Annotated in this window: 15 protein-coding genes and 1 tRNA gene; 8 read left to right on the forward strand and 8 right to left on the reverse strand. The window is 46.6% G+C overall.

Features of this window, described 5'->3' with window-relative positions:
* Nucleotides 1-11 precede the first annotated feature (11 nt).
* The 5 genes from Q4A84_RS06735 to Q4A84_RS06755 are packed head-to-tail and all read left to right on the forward strand — an operon-like array spanning nucleotide 12 to nucleotide 3,558.
* Entirely contained in the window at nucleotides 12-1,259 is a 1,248-nt protein-coding gene (locus Q4A84_RS06735; protein WP_303088168.1) for a type II secretion system F family protein, read from the forward strand.
* Nucleotides 1,260-1,263: 4 nt separating this feature from the next.
* Nucleotides 1,264-2,127: an A24 family peptidase gene (locus tag Q4A84_RS06740; RefSeq protein WP_303088169.1), complete on the forward strand. Its 864-nt coding sequence runs from the start codon at nucleotides 1,264-1,266 to the stop codon at nucleotides 2,125-2,127.
* Nucleotides 2,124-2,732, forward strand: coding sequence for a dephospho-CoA kinase (gene coaE / locus Q4A84_RS06745; RefSeq protein ID WP_303088170.1), 609 nt, complete (start codon nucleotides 2,124-2,126; stop codon nucleotides 2,730-2,732). Before Q4A84_RS06740 ends, coaE begins: the two co-directional genes overlap by 4 nt.
* Nucleotides 2,733-2,771: 39 nt before the next feature.
* Complete coding sequence (locus tag Q4A84_RS06750) at nucleotides 2,772-2,951, forward strand: DNA gyrase inhibitor YacG (RefSeq protein WP_303088171.1); 180 nt, start codon at nucleotides 2,772-2,774, stop codon at nucleotides 2,949-2,951.
* 28 nt (nucleotides 2,952-2,979) lie between these two features.
* Complete coding sequence (locus Q4A84_RS06755) at nucleotides 2,980-3,558, forward strand: hypothetical protein (protein WP_303088172.1); 579 nt, start codon at nucleotides 2,980-2,982, stop codon at nucleotides 3,556-3,558.
* 199 nt (nucleotides 3,559-3,757) lie between these two features.
* Here the strand turns inward: Q4A84_RS06755 and Q4A84_RS06760 are convergent, their stop codons facing one another.
* The 4 genes from Q4A84_RS06760 to adhP form a co-directional block, all read right to left on the reverse strand.
* The gene (locus Q4A84_RS06760) at nucleotides 3,758-4,798 is read right to left on the reverse strand and encodes a cytochrome d ubiquinol oxidase subunit II (RefSeq protein WP_303088173.1); all 1,041 of its coding nucleotides are present in this window, start codon (nucleotides 4,796-4,798) and stop codon (nucleotides 3,758-3,760) included.
* Nucleotides 4,755-6,104 carry a cytochrome ubiquinol oxidase subunit I gene (locus tag Q4A84_RS06765; RefSeq protein WP_303088174.1) on the reverse strand — a complete coding sequence of 450 codons (1,350 nt, stop codon included), beginning with the start codon at nucleotides 6,102-6,104 and terminating at the stop codon, nucleotides 4,755-4,757. Before Q4A84_RS06765 ends, Q4A84_RS06760 begins: the two co-directional genes overlap by 44 nt.
* Before the next feature lie 414 nt (nucleotides 6,105-6,518).
* Nucleotides 6,519-8,363 carry an NAD(P)-binding protein gene (locus Q4A84_RS06770; protein WP_303088175.1) on the reverse strand — a complete coding sequence of 615 codons (1,845 nt, stop codon included), beginning with the start codon at nucleotides 8,361-8,363 and terminating at the stop codon, nucleotides 6,519-6,521.
* Between the two features lie 233 nt (nucleotides 8,364-8,596).
* A complete protein-coding gene (gene adhP, locus Q4A84_RS06775) occupies nucleotides 8,597-9,640 on the reverse strand; it encodes an alcohol dehydrogenase AdhP (RefSeq protein ID WP_303088176.1) in 1,044 nt (347 codons plus the stop codon).
* 453 nt (nucleotides 9,641-10,093) lie between these two features.
* Between adhP and Q4A84_RS06780 the strand changes: the two genes are divergently transcribed.
* Nucleotides 10,094-11,575, forward strand: a complete 1,482-nt coding sequence (locus Q4A84_RS06780; protein WP_303088177.1) for an aldehyde dehydrogenase family protein — start codon at nucleotides 10,094-10,096, stop codon at nucleotides 11,573-11,575.
* Between the two features lie 178 nt (nucleotides 11,576-11,753).
* Here Q4A84_RS06780 and asd read toward each other — a convergent pair whose 3' ends face one another.
* Complete coding sequence (asd, locus tag Q4A84_RS06785; RefSeq protein WP_303088178.1) at nucleotides 11,754-12,872, reverse strand: aspartate-semialdehyde dehydrogenase; 1,119 nt, start codon at nucleotides 12,870-12,872, stop codon at nucleotides 11,754-11,756.
* Between the two features lie 269 nt (nucleotides 12,873-13,141).
* Nucleotides 13,142-13,217 (reverse strand) — tRNA-Phe (locus Q4A84_RS06790).
* 188 nt (nucleotides 13,218-13,405) lie between these two features.
* On the opposite strand from Q4A84_RS06790, the gene Q4A84_RS06795 reads away from it, so the two are divergent.
* Together Q4A84_RS06795 and Q4A84_RS06800 are read left to right on the forward strand one after the other, a co-directional pair.
* Nucleotides 13,406-14,800, forward strand: coding sequence for a deoxyribodipyrimidine photo-lyase (locus Q4A84_RS06795; protein WP_303088179.1), 1,395 nt, complete (start codon nucleotides 13,406-13,408; stop codon nucleotides 14,798-14,800).
* Between the two features lie 33 nt (nucleotides 14,801-14,833).
* Nucleotides 14,834-15,991 carry an FUSC family protein gene (locus Q4A84_RS06800; RefSeq protein WP_303088180.1) on the forward strand — a complete coding sequence of 386 codons (1,158 nt, stop codon included), beginning with the start codon at nucleotides 14,834-14,836 and terminating at the stop codon, nucleotides 15,989-15,991.
* Between the two features lie 60 nt (nucleotides 15,992-16,051).
* Here the strand turns inward: Q4A84_RS06800 and Q4A84_RS06805 are convergent, their stop codons facing one another.
* A complete protein-coding gene (locus tag Q4A84_RS06805; RefSeq protein ID WP_303088181.1) occupies nucleotides 16,052-17,356 on the reverse strand; it encodes a sigma-54 dependent transcriptional regulator in 1,305 nt (434 codons plus the stop codon).
* On the reverse strand, nucleotides 17,346-19,463 hold the full coding sequence (locus tag Q4A84_RS06810) for a PAS domain-containing sensor histidine kinase (protein WP_303088202.1): 2,118 nt from the start codon (nucleotides 19,461-19,463) through the stop codon (nucleotides 17,346-17,348). The genes Q4A84_RS06805 and Q4A84_RS06810 overlap by 11 nt, the downstream gene beginning before the upstream one ends.
* Between the last annotated feature and the right edge of the window lie 4 nt (nucleotides 19,464-19,467).

A 19,467-nucleotide genomic window follows, 5' to 3' on the forward strand; every position in this document is an offset into this window, starting at 1 on the left:
AGGTAATAATAATGGCATCAGATCAAAATACGGGCGGTCTTTTCGGCATCGGCGTGAAAGATAAAGGTAAGCGTTTTACATTTGAAGGTAAGAATACATTAACTGATCAAATTGTACGCGGTGAAGTGGTTGCGAAGGATGAAGAAGAGGCCCGCAAAAAACTGCAACGCCGCAGCATCAAACCGCTTCGCGTCAGTAAAGTAAAGAGTACGCGCAAAAAGAAAATTACTCAGGCCGACATTACTATTTTTACACGTCAGTTGGCGACAATGATGAAGGCGGGCTTGCCGGTTATGCAGGCTTTTGAAATCGTAGCCAGAGGACATTCCAATCCTTCGATGACCCAGCTCCTGATGCAGGTGCGCGGTGATGTGGAGCAAGGTAGCCCGATGGCACAAGCATTTGCCAAACATCCCAAATACTTCGATCGATTTTACTGTAACTTGATTGCTGCCGGTGAAACCGGCGGTGTTTTGGAAGGCTTATTGGATAAGCTTGCTTTATATAAAGAAAAAACCCAAGCGATTAAAAAGAAAGTTAAGAGTGCACTGACGTATCCGATCGCGATTGTTGTAGTAGCAATCGTATTGGTTATGATTATGATGATGTTTGTCTTGCCTGAATTTGGTAAAGTATATGAAGGCATGGGGGCTGAACTGCCGGGTTTGACGCAAATCATGATGGCTATTTCCAGATTCTTTGTAGCATGGGGCTGGTTAATTATTGTTGTTATGATTGCTTCTGTTATCGGAGCGGTAAAAGCAGTGCAAAACTCTCCGAAATTGCAACGTCGGGTTGATGCTTGGTTGTTGCGGATGCCTATTTTCGGCAATATTGTGCGCAAAGCAACCATTGCCCGTTGGGCTCGTACTACCTCTAGCCTGTTTGCTGCCGGAGTGCCTTTAGTTGAGGCGTTGGATTCGGTAGCCGGTGCTTCTGGTAATATGTTGTATGAAGAAGGTACACACGATATTCGTGCAAAAGTAAACCAAGGTATGTCATTGACTTCCAGTATGCAAAGCACGGAACTTTTTCCGAATATGGTTTTGCAGATGGCTTCTATCGGTGAAGAATCCGGTTCGTTGGAAGATATGTTGAATAAAGCGGCAGAGTTTTATGAAGATGAAGTGGATAATGCCGTGGCACAGCTATCTTCTTTGATGGAACCGATCATTATGGTGGTATTAGGTTCTATTATTGGTGTGATTCTGGTAGCGATGTATCTGCCGTTGTTCAATTTGGGCAACGTGGTAGGTTAGGATTATGGCATTGGAAATTTATGCGCAGTTTGTTGTGCCGTTGGCCATTGTGTTGGGATTATTGGTAGGTAGTTTTTTAAATGTCGTTATCTACCGCATTCCAGTAATTATGAATCGGCAGTGGACGCTATTTGCAAAAGAGCATCTTAATATTGAGCCGACAACAGATGAGCAAGAGCCTTTCTCTTTGGCGTATCCGCCTTCCCGATGTCCAAAATGCCAGAATCCGGTTAAGCCGTGGCAAAATGTACCTATTGTCAGCTATTTATTGTTGAGGGGAAAGTGTAATCATTGTAATACGCCGATTAGCTTGCGTTATCCTTTGGTTGAATTGTTGACTGCAATATTATTCGGTATTGTGGCCTATCAATATGGGTGGTCTTGGTTGACACTGGGTGGTTTGGTATTGACTGCAATGTTGGTTGCATTAACATTCATTGACGCAGATACGCAATATTTACCGGATTCTTTGACGTTGCCTCTGATATGGCTTGGGTTGATTTATAATTTAAACAGCGAGTTTGTGCCTTTGAAACAAGCGGTATTGGGTGCGATTGTTGGCTACGTGAGCCTGTGGTTGTTGAATTATATCTTTAAGAAAATCCGTGGTATTGATGGCATGGGAGGCGGAGATTTTAAATTGTTCTCTGCATTAGGTGCTTGGCTTGGTATCAGTACTTTGCCTGTCATTATTTTTGTTGCAGCATTGGTCGGTTTATTGGCAACTGTGGTGTTGCGTGTGACCAATGCACAACAACAGATTGCTTTCGGTCCTAGTTTGGCTATTGCCGGATGGCTGGCTTTTGTTGCAAACGCTCCTTTGCATGGGGCCATTGCTTGGTGGTTGAAGTCTTCAGGATTGACATGACTATTTGGATAGGCATAACCGGCGGCATCGGCAGTGGCAAATCTCAGGCCGCTGCCGAATTTTTGCATTTGGGTGCTCCCGTGATTGATGCAGATGCTATCAGTCGCCAATTAACTGCCGAACATGGAGAGGCACTGCCGAAGATTAGGAAAACCTTCGGAGATGCTTTGTTTGATGAAAATGCCCGTCTGAAAAGAGAAGCGTTACGAAATTTAGTGTTTTCTTGTGAGGACGCTAGGAAACGTTTGGAATTTTTAATGCATCCTTTGATTTTAAAGGAAATCAAAGCACAGCAGGCTACATTGACATCACCTTTGTATGGCATTATTGAGCTACCGTTGTTGGTGGAAAAACCAATATTTCAAAATGTTGTTGATAGAATACTTACCGTAAATAGTAGTGAAGCAACTCGGATTCTTAGGGTTATGCGGCGAAGCGGACTTTCTGAAGAAAATGTGCGCGGTATTATGCTTACCCAGGCCGATGATGCTCAACGGAAGCAAGTTGCAGACGATGTACTGATAAATGAAACTACATTGACCGAATTGCAAGAAAAAGTGTGGCGCCTGCACCGCTATTATCATTATTTGGGAAGTGTGGCATAGGTTATGCGGGTTAGGCCCTTTTTAATCGTGGAATAAAAAATGAAAGAAATTTTGGTTGTGAAATGCCCGACTTGCGGCGGTGAGGTCATGTGGGTTAAGGGCAACTCGCACAGACCCTTTTGTAGTGAGCGCTGTAAAAAGATTGATCTGGGTGCTTGGGCGAATGAAGATTTTAAAGTGGCGTCTGCTGCGGAAGTGTTTTCTGATCAATTAAACTGAAAATGGTGTTCGTCAAAAGTTACTCGCTATGAAAAATAATAAAATAAATTTGCAGAATAATCGGTTGAGTCGGGCTCGTTTTGCGGGGTATTGCTTGCCATCTTTGGTTATCTTGCTGGTGGTGATGTGGCTGATGCCGCAAGTATTGGATCCGGTATCTGGCAAGGGTTTTCATATTCCTTCTTTCTTTTCTTTTAATATGAAAAGAACGGTAACGGTATTTATTTTAATCGGCTGCGCTTTGGTTTATTACCAGCATAAATTACTGGAGAAGCGGTGTAATGATGCCGGTTTGAATTGGCAGATTGAAGAATTTTTGTTTAAGCTGGGTTTCGTGGTGGCATCTTTGGGTTTGTTGCTGAGGCCTTTGGGATTATTGGTATTGGGTGTGGTGTTTGCGCAATTTTTATACGGTATTTACCTAAGAGATAATTGGCTGCCCAATTTAAATGGAAACCCTAGGCGGAACGATAATTTTGTTTTGTTAACGGCCGCAACTTCTTATTTGGTTAGCATCGGTTTAGTATTGCTTTCCACTCAGTGGTTGAGAACTTGGTTTTATCAGGTTAGTGAAGGGTTGAAATTTTTTTTCTGGCGTTTGCTCTAATTTGGTTAGTCTGTCGAATATCTGGTTGGATTTTTGCTTGTGAGAGCAAGAGGCAAAAGGCCAAGTGGAAAACTCAACTAAATGACTCATTGCTTTTATAGATATTAAAAAGCGCTGTAATCCAAAATTACAGCGCTTTTTGATTAGGTTTTGTTTATTGCTTGTTTTTCAGGTAGGCATAATAATGCGGTTCAAATGTTTAACCGTAAGTTAAATTGGAAGCTTTGCCGCGGAAAGCCCAGTAGGAGAAAATACTGTAGGCAATAATGCACGGTACGGTAATGCCGACGCCGATTAGTGTGACTGCTAAAGTTGGCACGCTGGCAGCGGCTTCCCATACGGTTAGTTGGCCGATAACCGCATACGGATACAAGCTAATGCCTAAACCGAGCGAGCAAAGTACTAATGTAAGAATAACCAATATAAACGGTTGCCATATGCGTTGATGCAGAATATTTTCGTGGCGTAGCAATAATTTGGCGCGCAGCAAAAATATGACGCTTAATATGGGAACCGGTGCTAAATAGAGTATGTTAGGCAAAACAAGCCAACGTGTCAGAACATTTTGGCTGACATACGGCGTACTGAGAGAAATTAAGAGCATGCAAGCAACCACCGGCCACCATGCTTGGTTTGCCCATAATTGTGCTTTCTTTTGCAAGGCATCTTCGGTTTTGGCAATCAGCCAGCAAGCGGCCAGCAATACGTAGACGGCCGGTACCGAGAACATGATGCCGAGTGAAAACAGATAATCCCAAACACCGGTTCCGAAAGCGGTAACATAACGACCCAGCATCCAACCTTGTGTTAGAGCCATGCCTGCCGAGCCGAGCATGAAGGCAATGTTCCATAGTTCTTTATGGTTGTCGTCGGCTTTTACGCGGAAATCAAATGCTGCACCGCGTACAATCAGGGCAAACAGCATAAAAGTGGCAGGCAGATAGAGATTGCCCAGAACGATGGTGTTGGCCTTGGGAAATGCAATAAATAATACGCCTGCGCCCAATACCAGCCAAGTTTCGTTGGCATCCCAGAAAGGGCCAATCGAACCGACCATCACATTTTGCTCATCTGGTTTTGCTCGAGGCATCAGCATGCCGACGCCCAAATCAAATCCGTCCAACACGACGTAAATTGTCATTACCAAACCGAGCAGGCCGAGAAAAACCAACGGCAGCCAATAATTCCAGTCCATTTTAATTCTCCGTTTCGATAGGTTGGCCGGGTAGGTGAGCATCATGCTCCGGATGCTCCGCCATATGTTTGAGCACCATCAGATAAGAGAGCAACATAGCACCGTAGAGCACGATATACATAACCAGGGTAAGTCCGACATCTCCCGACGGTACGATTTTGGTCACGGCATCGGCCGTATGCAATACGCCTTGCACTAAAAAGGGTTGGCGACCGATTTCGGTAACATACCAGCCCGCCAATGTGGCGACCCAGCCGGAAAAGGTCATGCCGGCAAACAGGTAGAGCATCCAACGCGGCAGTTTTTGAGGTTGCCAACGTGTTTTACGCAGGCGCCACCAGCCATACCAGCTCACGATCAGCATGACCATGGCCATGCCCGCCATGACGCGAAAACCGAAAAATACAGGCGCAACAGGCGGATGTTCTTTAAATTCGTTTAAGCCTTTAATTTCGCCGTCCATGCTGTGCGTCAGAATCAAAGAACCGAGATAGGGCACTTTCAAGGCATAATCCGTGCTGTGAGTTTTCTCATTGGGCCAGCCGATGAGGGTAAGCGGCACCGGTTTTTCGGTATGCCATACGGCTTCGATAGCGGCTAATTTGGCCGGCTGGTGTTCTTTGGTGTTCAGGCCGTGCGCATCGCCGGCAATAAACTGCAATACGATGGCCACTGCGGCAATTGTTAATCCAGTTTTCATCACTTTGGGTGTAGCGGCGTTAGCTGTTTTTTTGAGCACCTGCCATGCTGAAATACCGGCGAGAAGAAAAGCAACGGTTAAGGTGGAAGCTAGAATTTTATGGATAAAACGATAGGGGAATGAAGGTGTGAAAATCACTTCCAGCCAGTTTTTGACATGAATGATGCCTTGTGCATCAATCCAATAGCCTTGGGGTGTTTGCATCCACGAGTTCAGCGCTAAGATCCAGAAGGCGGAAATGGTTGTGCCTATGGCTACGATAACCGAAGCGACCAGATGGACGCGCTGGCTTACTCGCTCACGCCCGAACAACATGATGCCGAGAAAACCCGCTTCCAAGAAGAAAGCGGTCAGCACTTCATAACCAAGCAGAGGTCCGGCCACATTGCCCGCCCGTTCCATAAACCCGGGCCAGTTTGTGCCGAATTGAAAGCTCATGGTAACACCGGAAACCACGCCCATGGCAAAGGTAACCGCAAAGATTTTTGTCCAAAAACGATAAGCTTGCAGCCAGCCCTCATTGCTGGAGCGACCGACTTTGGCGCGGAAATAAACAATTACCCAAGATAAAGCAATACTGATGACGGGGAATAGAATATGGAAACTGATGTTGACAGCGAACTGGATTCTGCTCAGTAATAAAGCATCCATTTTTTTACCTTTTGATGTGAATATTATCGTTCTGGCATCCGAACCATTACCCGAATGCCTGTCTGAAACGGGCTTCGGCAAACAATGGGGATTGAGAATTTAATTAAATAGAACCGAGCATGTTCTATACCAAAGGTATTATACCCACTTTCATTGGGCCGCCCAAACCGGTATAGAGCTTGTAAACGGGGGCAATAGAAGGAATTTTGCCGTTGATGCCTTGCTTTCCGTTTAAACAGCCCCTGATTAAATGCGAGGTAAAAATATGAAAACGGCAAATCGAACTCATCTTAACGAACGGGTCGATACTCTCGACGAAATCATAGTATTGTTGCTGCCGATAAAGCAAAAAGCCTGTCTGAATTATGTTTTCAGACAGGATTTTTGCTTTAATTTTTCATTCTAAACAAAGAATTAAGCCGAAGCTTCCCGCACGGCGCGGTAAGCCTGATCCACTGCGTATTGCAGATAAGGTTTCCATGCAACGTCGCAACCGGCCATGAAAATATTGCCTATCGGTTTTTGCATGGCATGGGTATTTTTTTTCATGGATTGATCGGTATCCCACAAAGTGGTCTGTTCGTAGCTGTAGCCGTGAGCCCAGCGGTTTAAAGTAAAATCGACTACTGCGTCATCAAATTTTTCTCCCGCCGCATCGTATAAATGGCGGAATTGTTCGAAGAGTTGCTCTTTCAGCACTTCGTAATTTTGCGATGCCAGCTTGCGGCGGCCGCTACGGTATTTGTCTCGTGCCGTTTGGCCTTCGAAATCTGTTGCGATACGTACTGCATGGATGATAATCGGCTCATCCGGCTGTTTTTGGGCTTGATAACTGCCGATGTTAACCGGATCGTCAAGCTGTATCAGGCAATAGGGCGAACAGGGGGCATACAATGAATAGATACCGAGCTTTTTAAATGCCTGTGCGTTTTTGACCAAAATCTTGGCGTAAATCATCGGGATTTTTACACAAGTTTTTTCCGCCTGTTGCTGCGCTTCGGGCATCTGGGGAATAATGCGGGCGGCCAGAGCGCTGTGTCCGGCAAAAATACATTTCTTCGCCTGAACGCGAACCAGATTTTCTTCTCCCTTTTTCAGATAAGCTACGGCAACGCCATCGTCATTGTTTTCGGCTAAGAGTGCGGTGCTGTTGAGGCGGATGCGCACCGGATTTTTTGGTAAATCGATTTTGCTATAATCGAATTTAGCCAACACAATGTCTTCCATGGTGTTGCCCGGCGCAATGCCCGGAATCAGTTTGCGTACCAATAATCGTGCGATGGAGGCGTTGCCGTCGGGAAAATGGTAGATGTAAGGCTCTTTAGGTTCTTGTTCTCCCGTAAGCCCCAGATGCTGCACGCCCGGGTAGCCTTCTTCCAGTGCATCCGATACGGCAATCGCGCTAATTGGATGTCCCCAGTATTCTGAGCTGATGTCTTTCAGATAGTTTAAAGCGTCTTCGGGAAGCTTGACGGTATTTTTCAAAAAATCATAATAGCTGGTTTTTTCTGCAAATTCGTTACGTGCATGTTTTTTCTTGCCCTTGAGATAATCGATTTTGCCGGTATAAAGCTCAACCAAAGCTTTTTTGCCTTCTTCGGAAAGCGGAAATTGCCGGATAACCGTTTCCGCATCGGCTTGGTCGATTTTGGGTAATGCATTGACGACGGCCGTTTTGCCAAAGACATCGGGTGTAAAGAAGGCGCCTTGTTTGAGCTGCCATTTCTTTTCATACAGGCCTTGGTCGAAATACTGTTCGAATTTTTTATAGTCTACGCCCAAACTCTCCAATAACGCATGAGCTTGTTTGGAATAAGAAGTTTTAGGCGAGTCTAAAGATTCGCTGCCGCCGTAGGTCACGAATGTTCGGCCTTGGTAAGTAAATTCGTTGCGTTTGGCGTGGCCACCGAAATCGTCATGGTTGTCCAAGATCAATACTTGAGCCTGCGGGTGTTTCTGGCGGTAGAGATAAGCGGAAGTCAGACCGCTGATGCCGCTGCCGATGACAACCAAATCGTAATGTTCGGTAGCTTTTTCGGGGAAGGTATAATTTTTTCCTTGCAACGCAACGCTGTGAGGACCGTTCTGGCTACCGTCATGGTCGCCCCGCAGCCCGGTCAGTGCGGGCGGGTAATAGGCTTTAACAATATTTTCTGGTTGGGCGGGGCGGTAGGTTTTATTGCAAGCGCTGAACACTAAACTGCCCGTTAATGCTGCCGAACCTTGCAGGAATCGGCGGCGGGATAATTTGTTATTCATAATATTTCCTATGCATTTTATAAAAACGCGCGATTATAAAACTTTATTAAGATATTTTAAATGCCGAAATATTAATTTACGCTGAAAATATAAAATGCCTGTCTGAAAAATGTTCAGACAGGCATTTTTTTACCATTTTGATAAAGTAAATATTTGATTAATTTATTAATATTGGTATGGCAAGTTGGAGATAATAGTGTTGCTAAATAATCAAAAAGATTTGTGGTTATAAATTAATGATTTGCGCAACCACAGCTCTTTTTCATATCTATAACCATGCGACCTTGGATTTTCCCGTCGCGCATTTCTTGGAAAATGGCATTTGTTTCGTCTAATGTGCGGGTTTGCACGACAGGAACCACAATGCCTTCTGCACCGAACTGGAAGGCTTCTGCCAAATCTTGACGCGTACCGACTAACGAACCGACCACTTCGATGCCGTCTAAAACAATGCGCGGAATAGACAAGTCCATTTTCTCAGGCGGCAAGCCGATGGCAACTACGCGACCACCGGCTCGCACGCAATCTACCGCCGAATTGAAAGCAACGCGGGAAACGGCAGTAACGACAGCTGCATGGGCTCCGCCCACTTTTTCTTGCATCACTTTGGCGGGATCTTCTTTACTTACATTAATAACGATGTCCGCGCCCACTTCCTTGGCCAGCGCCAGCTTATCATCGTTAATGTCTATCGCAATGACATGCGCGCCGAATACTTTTTTCGCATACTGAACACCCAGATTGCCCAGACCTCCGGCTCCGTAGATGGCAATCCATTGGCCGGGGCGTACGCCTGAAACTTTAATGCCTTTGTAGGTGGTTACGCCGGCACAGGTAATAGAGCTGGCCTGAGCTGGATCCAAACCGTCGGGCACTTTGACCGCATAATCCGCATCCACGATGCAATGAGTTGCCATGCCGCCGTCGGCAGTGTAGCCGGCGTTCAGCACGCTGCGGCATAAAGTTTCGCGGCCGGTATCGCAGTATTCACAGGCTCCACAGCTTTTAAACAACCATGCGATGCTGACGCGATCGCCTTTTTTCAAACGGGTAACGCCGGGAGCCGTATCAGTCACGATGCCGATACCTTCATGACCCAGCACGCGCCCCGGTTTTTGGCCGTAATCGCCGGCCGCAACGTGTAAATCAGTATGGCATACGCCGCAATACTCTACTTCAACCAAGGCTTCGTTGGTTTCCAACGGGCGAATGTCGCGTTCAACGATTTCTACGTTGCCGTCATTATTTTGACTCACCACTGCTGCTTTCATTTTCATAGTATTGCTCCTTTGATTGTTCGCTAATTTGCGGGAGATGCCGAACTGTTAATAGACCCATACTACAAATGATGCGTCGTTAACCGGTTTCGGCGAATATTGCTGCATTCAAGGTGAGGATAGGCCTGCTTAAGGTTTGATGTCAATAGAAAAATGATAGTAACTATTTGATAAATATAAATATTGTTACAATATAACATTGCTTTCCCGAGAGTTTAATAGGGAACAAAATTTTACATATGGAAAAACGGCATCATGCTATGAGCCAAACAGGTTTGGTTTGTTAGGCAGAGCGCTGTTTTATTCCTATGAAAAGGTATGCGGAAAATTTTCGAACGGCATCAATTATTTTGATTAATCTTGAAACAAATTTCAAAAAGGACTAAGCTGGTTTCTGCCTGAATGGCAAATTAATAGAAATGACAAACAGTTAAAATACAAAGGAGAATGGTTATGGCGAAGGATCTGAATGTTTTTGATAAAGAATACGGCTTGTTGATTAATGGTGAATGGACCAAAGGCAGCAAAGGGGAAATGCTTGTGTCGCATAATCCCGCCGATGGTGCGGAATTGGCAAAATTCGTTGATGCAAGCAATGAAGATGTTGATGCAGCGGTCTCAGCCGCACAAGAGGCGTTCCGAAGCTGGCGTAAAACAACTGCGGCCGAACGTGCGGCTGTTTTGAATAAAATCGCCGATGTGATAGACGAGCATAGCGAATTGTTTGCTTTACAGGAAACATTGGATAACGGCAAACCGATTCGCGAAACGCGTGCCGCAGATATTCCGCTGGCTTCCGATCATTTTCGCTATTTTGCCAGCGTGATTCGAGGCGAAGAGGGTACTTGCAATCAGCTCGATGATGAAGATTTATCTATTGTCTTGCGTGAACCCATTGGCGTGGTCGGGCAGATTATTCCGTGGAACTTCCCTTTTCTGATGGCTGCCTGGAAAATCGCTCCGGCATTGGCGGTCGGCTGTACCATCGTTATCCATCCTTCCAGCAGCACTTCTTTGAGTTTGCTCTCGTTTGCCCAGAAAGTGAATCATCTGTTGCCTAAAGGCGTGTTGAATATTATTACCGGAAAAGGCTCGAAATCGGGTGAATATATGCTGCACCATAAAGGCTTTAATAAGCTGGCCTTTACCGGTTCTACTGCGGTGGGGCGTCATGTCGGCATCGCTGCGGCAGAAATGCTGATACCCGCTACTTTGGAACTGGGCGGTAAGTCGGCCAATATTTTCTTTGACGATATGCCTCTCGACAAGGCGTTGGAGGGGGCGCAAAAAGGTATTTTGTTTAATCAAGGTCAGGTATGTTGTGCCGGTTCGCGTATTTTTGTACAGGAAGGCATTTACGATAAATTCGTTGCGGCTTTGGCCGAGGAGTTTAAAAAGGTCAAAGTCGGCTTGCCGTGGGAAGATGATACGCAAATGGGTGCTCAAGTGAATGCGGCTCAACTCGATACCATTTTGAAATATGTGAAAATTGGTGAGCAGGAAGGTTGCCGCATTATTACCGGTGGTAAAAAAATTGAAGGGGCTTTAGCTAAAGGCGAATTTGTTGAGCCTACTTTGATTGCTGCCGCAAGCAACGATGCGCGCGTATCACAAGAAGAAATATTCGGCCCGGTGGCAACTATAATCAAATTCAAAACCGAAGATGAAGTGGTAAAAATGGCCAATGAGTCGGAATATGGCTTGGGCGGTGCGGTGTGGAGTAAAGACATTAACCGTTGCCTAAGGGTGTCGCGTGCGTTGGAGACCGGTCGTGTTTGGGTTAATTGCTATAATCGGTTGCCCGCAGGCGCTCCGTTTGGCGGATATAAAACGTCTGGTATCGGCCGCGAAACGCATAAAATGATGCTGGCGGCTTATACACAGGTGAAAAATATTTATATCAGCACTCGCGAAGAGCGCGAAGGTTTTTATTAATGCCTGTCTGAAAAGGTGTGAAACTTATCGCCCGAATGCAGATCACGCTTCGGGCGTTTTGATTTGTGATAAACATGATGCCTGTCTGAAAATTTTCAGACAGGCATCATGTTTATAGCGAATAAAAGTGGGGCTGTTTGATTGTGAACGGCTTATTCTCTATATCGTGCGGAGTTCATTACAGCAGTTTGCCTAATATAATATTCAAAATGCGGCGAATGGGTTCGGCGGCACCCCATAATAATTGGTCGCCTACGGTAAAGGCGCTGATGTATTCTCCGCCCATACCCAGCTTGCGGATGCGGCCTACCGGTACGCTCAGAGTGCCGGTTACGGCTGCGGGCGTCAGATCATTTATCGATGCTTCTTTTTCGTTCGGGATAACTTTTACCCAGCTGTTGGCGCCGGATAGCAGGCTCTCGATTTCAGCCAGCGGTAAATCTTTTTTCAGTTTAAGCGTTATCGCCTGGCTGTGGCAGCGCATAGCACCGACACGCACACACAGGCCGTCTACCACGGTCGGATTATCGCTTCGACCTAGAATTTTGTTGGTTTCCACGCCGCCTTTCCATTCTTCTTTGGATTGCCCGTTGCCTAAGTCGGCATCAATCCATGGAATCAGGCTACCGGCAAGCGGCACGCCGAAGTTGGCTTTGGGATAGAGGTCGCTGCGCAAGAAATCGGATACTTTCCGGTCGATTTCCAGAATGGCGCTGGCAGGATCGGCCAGCTCGTCGGCAACTTGGGCATGCACCGCACCCATGCCGTTAATCAGCTCGCGCATGTTTTTTGCACCGGCACCGGAAGCGGCTTGATATGTCATGCTGGTTGCCCAGTCTACCAAATCATTTTGGAATAAGCCGCCTAAAGCCATCAGCATCAGCGATACTGTGCAGTTGCCGCCGATGTAATTTTTAACGCCGCTGTTTAAGCCTTTATCGATGACATTGCGGTTTACCGGGTCCAATACGATGATGGCATCATCATTCATACGCAGAGACGATGCGGCGTCAATCCAATAGCCGTTCCAGCCGCGTTCGCGCAGCGGTTTGAATGCAGATTTAGTATAGTCGCCGCCTTGGCAGGTAACGATGATGTCCATGGAAGCCAATTCGTCGATATTGTTGGCATCCAGCAGGGTTTTAGCGGTTTGGCCAAAATCGGGTGCCTGGCCGCCTACGTTGGATGTGGTGAAGAAAAAGGCTTCTTTAATATTGGCAAAGTCGTTTTCTTCTTGCATGCGCTGCATTAAAACAGAGCCGACCATGCCGCGCCAGCCGATAAAACCCACTTTCATTTCGTAGCTCCTAAAGTTTTTCAAATTTGTGAAACAGTTGGTTTGGGAATGATGTTTAGAAATTCTGCCTGATGGGGTATCAAGGATAATACGTTACAAACGGCCTGAATTTCTTGGAATTATGTGCGTAGATGTTAACGCAGGAAGGGTGGCGCTAAATATACTCTTTATAGATAAGGTATTCAATAACATTATCTGCATCGCGGATATGAGTTAAGCTGCCTTGAGCGGCGTTCGGGCAAAAAAATAACCGCATCGGGCGGTTTAATTGGTGGCCAGAGGCGGGATCGAACCGCCGACACACGGATTTTCAGTCCGTTGCTCTACCAACTGAGCTATCTGGCCTTGCTGTGAAGACGCGTATTAAACCATAGCTGCTTGTCTTGTACAATATGTTTGCCGATATTTTTTTACAAATGGTTATTTTGTTTAGAATAAAAGTGTAGATTATGGCGGTTTGGGTAAGGCTGATGTATTAAGGTTTGGGTCAATCGGGTAAAATGCGAATTCGGAAAATAATCGGATGGTCTGCCATGCCTCAAACGACGCTTGTTTGGTTCCGCCGCGATTTGCGTGCGTCCAATCATCTTGCTTTACAAGAAGCTGTTGGGCTGGGGTTGCCGGTAATCGCTGTGTTTTTGTTTGAAGACGGGATGGTGGCCGATGATTCTGCCGGAAATGCAAGGCGGCTGACCTTTATTCATCAATGCCTGTCTGAACTTCATGCCGAACTTGCAGCCAAAGGCGTGCCTTTATTTATTTTGCGCGGGGCGGCCGAAAATGAAATTCCGGCATTCGCGGCGAAGATAAATGCGGCTTGTGTGGTTTGTACGGAAGAAGATGAACCGAAATCGTTGTTGCGAGACGGTATTGTTGCAGCCAAATTGATTGAAAACGGAAGGCATTTCCGAGCGTTTAACGATTGGCTGTTGCTTCCGAAGTCGGTTTTGGTGGAAGCCACAGGCCAGCCTTATACAGATTTCACGGCATATCAGAAAGCATGGTTGGCAGTTGCGGGGCAAGCTGGTGTTGCATATCGGAATGATTGGCCGGCATTGCGCCAAATACAACAAAGCCTGTCTGAAAATTGGCAACGGGCGCCTTCGGTTTTGTCGTTGGCACAATTGGGTGTGCAGGCACAGCCTTTGGTTTTGCAGGGCGGCGAAAAGGCGGGTAATCGGTTGTTGATGGATTTTTTGTCACACATAGACACTTACCATCTAAACAGAGATTTTCCCGCCCTGCAGCATGCATCGCAACTTTCGGTTTATCTGCGCTTTGGTGTGCTTTCGGTACATAAGGTGGTAGATTCAGTGAACCGGTTGTCTGGCAACGGGGCAACAGCATGGTTGGGCGCGTTGGCCAAACGGGAGTTTTATCATCAGTTGCTTTACCATCATGCTGGTATTTTGAAAGAAAGCTTTAACTCCAGATTTCACAATATGGCTTGGCCTGGAGGCTCGGCATATCTGGCTGCGTGGCAATGCGGAAAAACGGGCTACCCTTTGGTAGACGCGGCGATGCGCAGATTGAATCAAACAGGCTTTTTGCCTGCAAGTTTGCGCAGATTTGCCGCTGAGTTTTTAACACAGGTTTTGCTGTGTGATTGGCGGCAAGGTGAAATTTATTTCGCCCAACAATTATTAGATTTCGATTTGGCGGTAAATAACGGCAACTGGCAAGATGCTGCGGGCGTGGGAACGCAAACAGGCAAGCCGCTGCGTATAATCAATCCTCTAGTGGAATCGCAAAGGCTCGACCCAGACGGAATGATTGTTCGCCGTTATATCCCCGAGCTGGCTCGTTTGCCCAAAGATGTCATCCATAGCCCGTGGCTGGTTAAAAATACCATTCAAACCAATGGCTACCCCGATCCTATAGTCAATTATGCAGTTCAAAAACAACAAGCCCTTGCGCTATTGGGCTGAGAAAAAATTTCAGACAGGCATTTGCTTATCATCATGATTTACGCCAAATACAATCAATTCGTCCAACAATGGCTTGATCCTTACAAGCGCTACCGGCATACCCGAACCATTCACGCTTTGCGGCTTGGGCTGGCAGTATTGGTGGCGACGCTGATTGCCCGTTTGTTTGATTTACCTCATGGGGAATGGATTCCGATAACGGTGTTTGTGGTGTTGGGCATGATTCAGTTTCAGGGCGCCATTTATGTGAAAGCGCTCGAGCGGATGTGGGGAACGCTGATTGGTTTGTTCCTCGGTATTGTGTTGCTTTGGCTGAATCAATACTACCTGCATAATAATTGGATTTTTTTCTGCTGCATCGGGGTAATCAGTTCGGTAATGGGGTGGGGCGCCGTTGGTAAAAACGGTTATATTCCGATGCTGGCGGGCCTTACCGTGTGTATGCTGGTCGGGGAGGGCGGCAGTGATTGGTTTCAAGGCAGTTCCATCCGTGCCATGAATGTGATTATCGGTGCACTGATTGCGCTGGCCGCTTCTAAAATTATGCCGCTAAAGTCGACTATGATGTGGCGTTTCCTTTTGGCCGATAATCTGACGGCCTGTAACCGTCAATTGGGCGCGGTGTATGGGGGAATCCCTATCGGCGGGAAGAATTGGCGTGTTCTGCTGGCGAACCAACAGCTTATCAATGCGCGTCTGGTTAAGGCTCGCAGCCATATGGCGGCAATGATGCAAGAAAGTAAAATCAGTAAAACCATGATGGACAGTATGCAGCATAGCCATCGAAAGATTGTAAGCAGTATCGATTTATTAATGAATGCCGCTCTAAAACTGCCTGAATTAACGATTAATGAAGACGAAAAATCGCTTCTGACACGACATTTTTTAAATCTGGAACAAGATTTGCGCCGTACGGCGCATTATTTGAAGGGTAATTATGGGCGCCGTTTTAAGCCGGATGACAGTACCGATATTGCTGTCAGAGAGCTGGCGGGCAAACTGTCTTTCGAATGGCAGGGCTTTATCTGGCTGAGCATTAATTTGCGGATGGATTTGAACACTCTATTGTTAATGTTGCAAAACAGCCAGCGCCGTTGGCATACGAAAGGCGAAATCAAACGGTTTCAACAACATGGTGTGCAAGTTTTGCAGGATAATGAAGAGGATGCCGGCAAAAATATGCCTGTCTGAATGTTTTCAGACAGGCATATGTTGCATCAAAGAAGGCGGTAAAGTAATGACGCTTTTGGCCTATTCTTCCGTATCGGCTGCACTCTCACCCGTTTTGCCGTTTGCGTTTTGGCGACGGGAAAATTGAATTTGCAACTGTTTGAGCTTGCGATATAGATGTGTGCGCTCCAAGCCGACTTTTTGTGCGACTCGGCTCATATTTTGGCCTTCTTGCGCTATATGGTATTCAAAATAGCGGCGTTCGACTTCTTCGCGCAATTCGCGTAGCGGTAAATTGAAATTGAAACCGCCAATCATTTCTGAGGATTGGTTGCTTGAGAATTGGCCGAGAATTTCCATAACGGCTGCTTCGTCAACTTCGTCTTTTTCCGCAGTTAGCGCCAGGTTTTTAACAATATTGCGCAACTGGTCGAAGTTTCCCGGCCATTCGTATTGGCTTAATATGTTCAATGCCGCCGGGCTGAATTTGACTTGGGGAATCTTTTGAGTTTCGGCTAATTCAGTGATGATGGTGTTAACCAAGAAAGCGATATCCTCGGTTTGAGCACGCAAGGGCGGAATGTGGATGATGTGTTTTTCCAGAGCAAGCACCAGTTTGCTGTCAGGGTAGCTTTCCCGCAAGCTCTCAAACGGTCGGCTGCACGAACAAATCACGCGCGTATTGTAACGGTCGGTTTTGCTGATTAAAAAAGCAATGCCTTGTTGGATGCTGCGACTGTATTGGGAAACATCGCCCAAGTATAAAATACCGTTTGCCGCCTTTTGTAGCAATTCCATCGGCGTATCGACAATATGTTCGATTTTACTAGGCTCTACCCATGGCGTATTGTTTTTATGAAAGTAGCGAGCCACCAGCTCAAACGGGGAACCGGCTTCACCATTTAATAAAACAGGCACGTTCTGTTTGGCCGCGGCTTCCAGCTTTTGGTTCAATTCCTGAATGGCAGGGCTGTTACCGAGCTTGTCAAACGACAAGCCTGATGCAGTTTGCATTTCACTGTATTTTAAAGCCCGTTCTACGGTTGCCAAAAGGCGCTTGAGTGCAATTGGTTTCTCCAAGAAGTCTAAAGCCCCGATTTTGGTGGCTTCGACAGCGGTATCAATGCTCGCATGACCGCTCATCATGACAACCGGCATATTGAGCTGGCCGTTTTTCGACCATTCTTTCAATAGGGTAATGCCGTCGCAATCAGGCATCCAGATATCCAGCAAAACCATAGCGGGGCGGATTTGGTTGCGCAGGCGGCGAGCCTCTTCCGCATTTTCGGCCAAGGCCACGGTATGGCCTTCGTCTTGCAAAATGTCTGACAGTAAGTCGCGAATGCCGATTTCATCATCGACGATTAAGATATCACTACTTCTCATTAATATTTTCCACTAATTCTGGTAAAGCGATTTTAACACATGCGCCGCCCGCTGTTTGATTGCTAATGCTAATGCGCCCGCTATGCTCTTCAATAATTTTCTTTACTACGGGTAAACCCAGCCCCGTGCCGGTCGGTTTATCGGTAATATACGGTTCGAAAGCGTTATGAAGCATTTCATTACTGAAGCTTTTGCCGTTATTACATACCATCAGGACGGCAGATTTGCCTTCTTGCCAAGTGCTTAGGTTAACGGTGGGTTTTTCGCTTTCTGCCGCAGCTTCCGCGGCATTTTTCAGAAGATTGTGCAGAACCTGGCGCATTGCTCCGTGATCGGCTTTAATGTAAAGCGGTATATTACTCAAATTGGATGCAAATGTACAAGGGCTGCCTTCATATAGCAGCAATACGTCTCCGCAGATTTCGTTCAGATTGACGGTTTCAAACTTCATCGAAGGCGAACGCGCATAATTGCGGAAGGCTTCAACCATTTCTTTTAAAGCTTCTACTTGTTTGATAATCGTATCGGTAGATCGAGTAAGAATCAGGGCGTCTTTTTCTCCTAGTTTGTCTTGCAGTTTCCAGGCCATGCGCTCGGCAGAAAGCTGGATGGGTGTTAACGGGTTGCGTATTTCATGTGCCAGGCGTTTGGCCACTTCGCCCCAGGCGGCTTCTTTTTGGGCTCTTACCAGTACGGTAACATCGTCAAATACAAAGACCAAACCGTCCTCGAGTAAGGTTGTGGCTTTGCCCAATAAAATTCTTGCATCGTCAGGGGCGGTGTAGGGGATTTGTACGGGCTTGTCGGTTTCAATGGTGGTCAGAATGGTTTCAAACACCTCCGCCAACATGGCTTGTTGCGGCGATTGATTGGGCCATGTATGCCAATCGCTACCTAGCAAGTTGCTCAATGGGATACCTAGAATTTTTTCAGCGCTTTGGTTGAAGGTTCTTAAAATACCGTTGCGGTCAACGGTAATCACACCGGCGGTCAGGCTTTCCAAAACGGTTTCCAGATAATAACGAGCAGCTTCGGTTTGCTGGCGATTGCGTTCGGCCGATTCTTGCGCAAGGCTGAGTTGCTCGGTCATGTGATTAAACAAATGCGTCAAGCGGCCTAGTTCGTCATTACGAAATACCGGCCGTTTTTGCGAAAAATCGCCTTGTGCGATGGCTCGAGCCCCTTCAGCCAGCGAGAGAATGGGCTCGATAAAGCGATAAGAGAAAAATAATGCCATGGCTAAAGCCAGCATGATGGCGATTAGGGTGGCGATTAACAGGGTAATCAGAAAGAAATGGCGCAACCCTTCCTTTGCATAATTCAGTTCGGCGTATTTGGCTCGGGCATTTTCAATCAAAGTGGCATCTTGGGCAACTTTGTTTGGGATGGGTTGGCGGAAGAAAAGGGCGTATTGGTGCCCGTTGTATTCGGGCAGAATCAGCCAGCCTTGGGCATAGAGTGTCTCATTTATGTTTTCAACCGTGCGGGATGAGCCGCTTTTAACCAATTGGGCTAATATGTCTTTCGATGGTATGGACTGGGGCAGCTTTTTAGGGTTGCGCTCGGCACGGATTCGGTTGTCGGTTAAGTCGTAGAGCGCTAGCTGTTCGAATTGGTTGGCAAGCGGTGCATTTTGTAAGGTGGTTTCCAGGTCGCGGCCGCGTGAAACGGATCGGAATAAGTCAACCTGAATGTTGACGGCACGGCCGAACGAATTGTCGACGGCGAGATTCAAAGCGGATTTGCTCAAACTTAGACTGTGTTCCAATGCTTGATCTGTGTCGTCACCAAACCATGAGTTGATGCTGTTTGAAATGAATTGGGCGGATACGCCGAAAACAAACAGACCGGGTAAGACGGTAACGATTGTAAACATCATGGCCAAGCGGCGTGCGATTTGTGAACCGAGTACTTTTCGACGGTGTGCGATTGCAAGGAACCAAATATAACGGATGACGGCAGCCAACAGAATCAGAATCAGAACTGAGGCCGCAGCAATAAACCACCAGAAATAATTGGTCAGGCGGCTGTTGTTGCCGGTAGAAAGGGTTAGTAGGTAGAGTAGGGCAACGGAGGTTGCAATGATCAGAGGGAGCAGACGTTGGATCATA

This window comes from Neisseria sp. (assembly GCF_030527965.1).
In the GTDB taxonomy this organism is placed as follows: Bacteria; Pseudomonadota; Gammaproteobacteria; order Burkholderiales; family Neisseriaceae; genus Neisseria.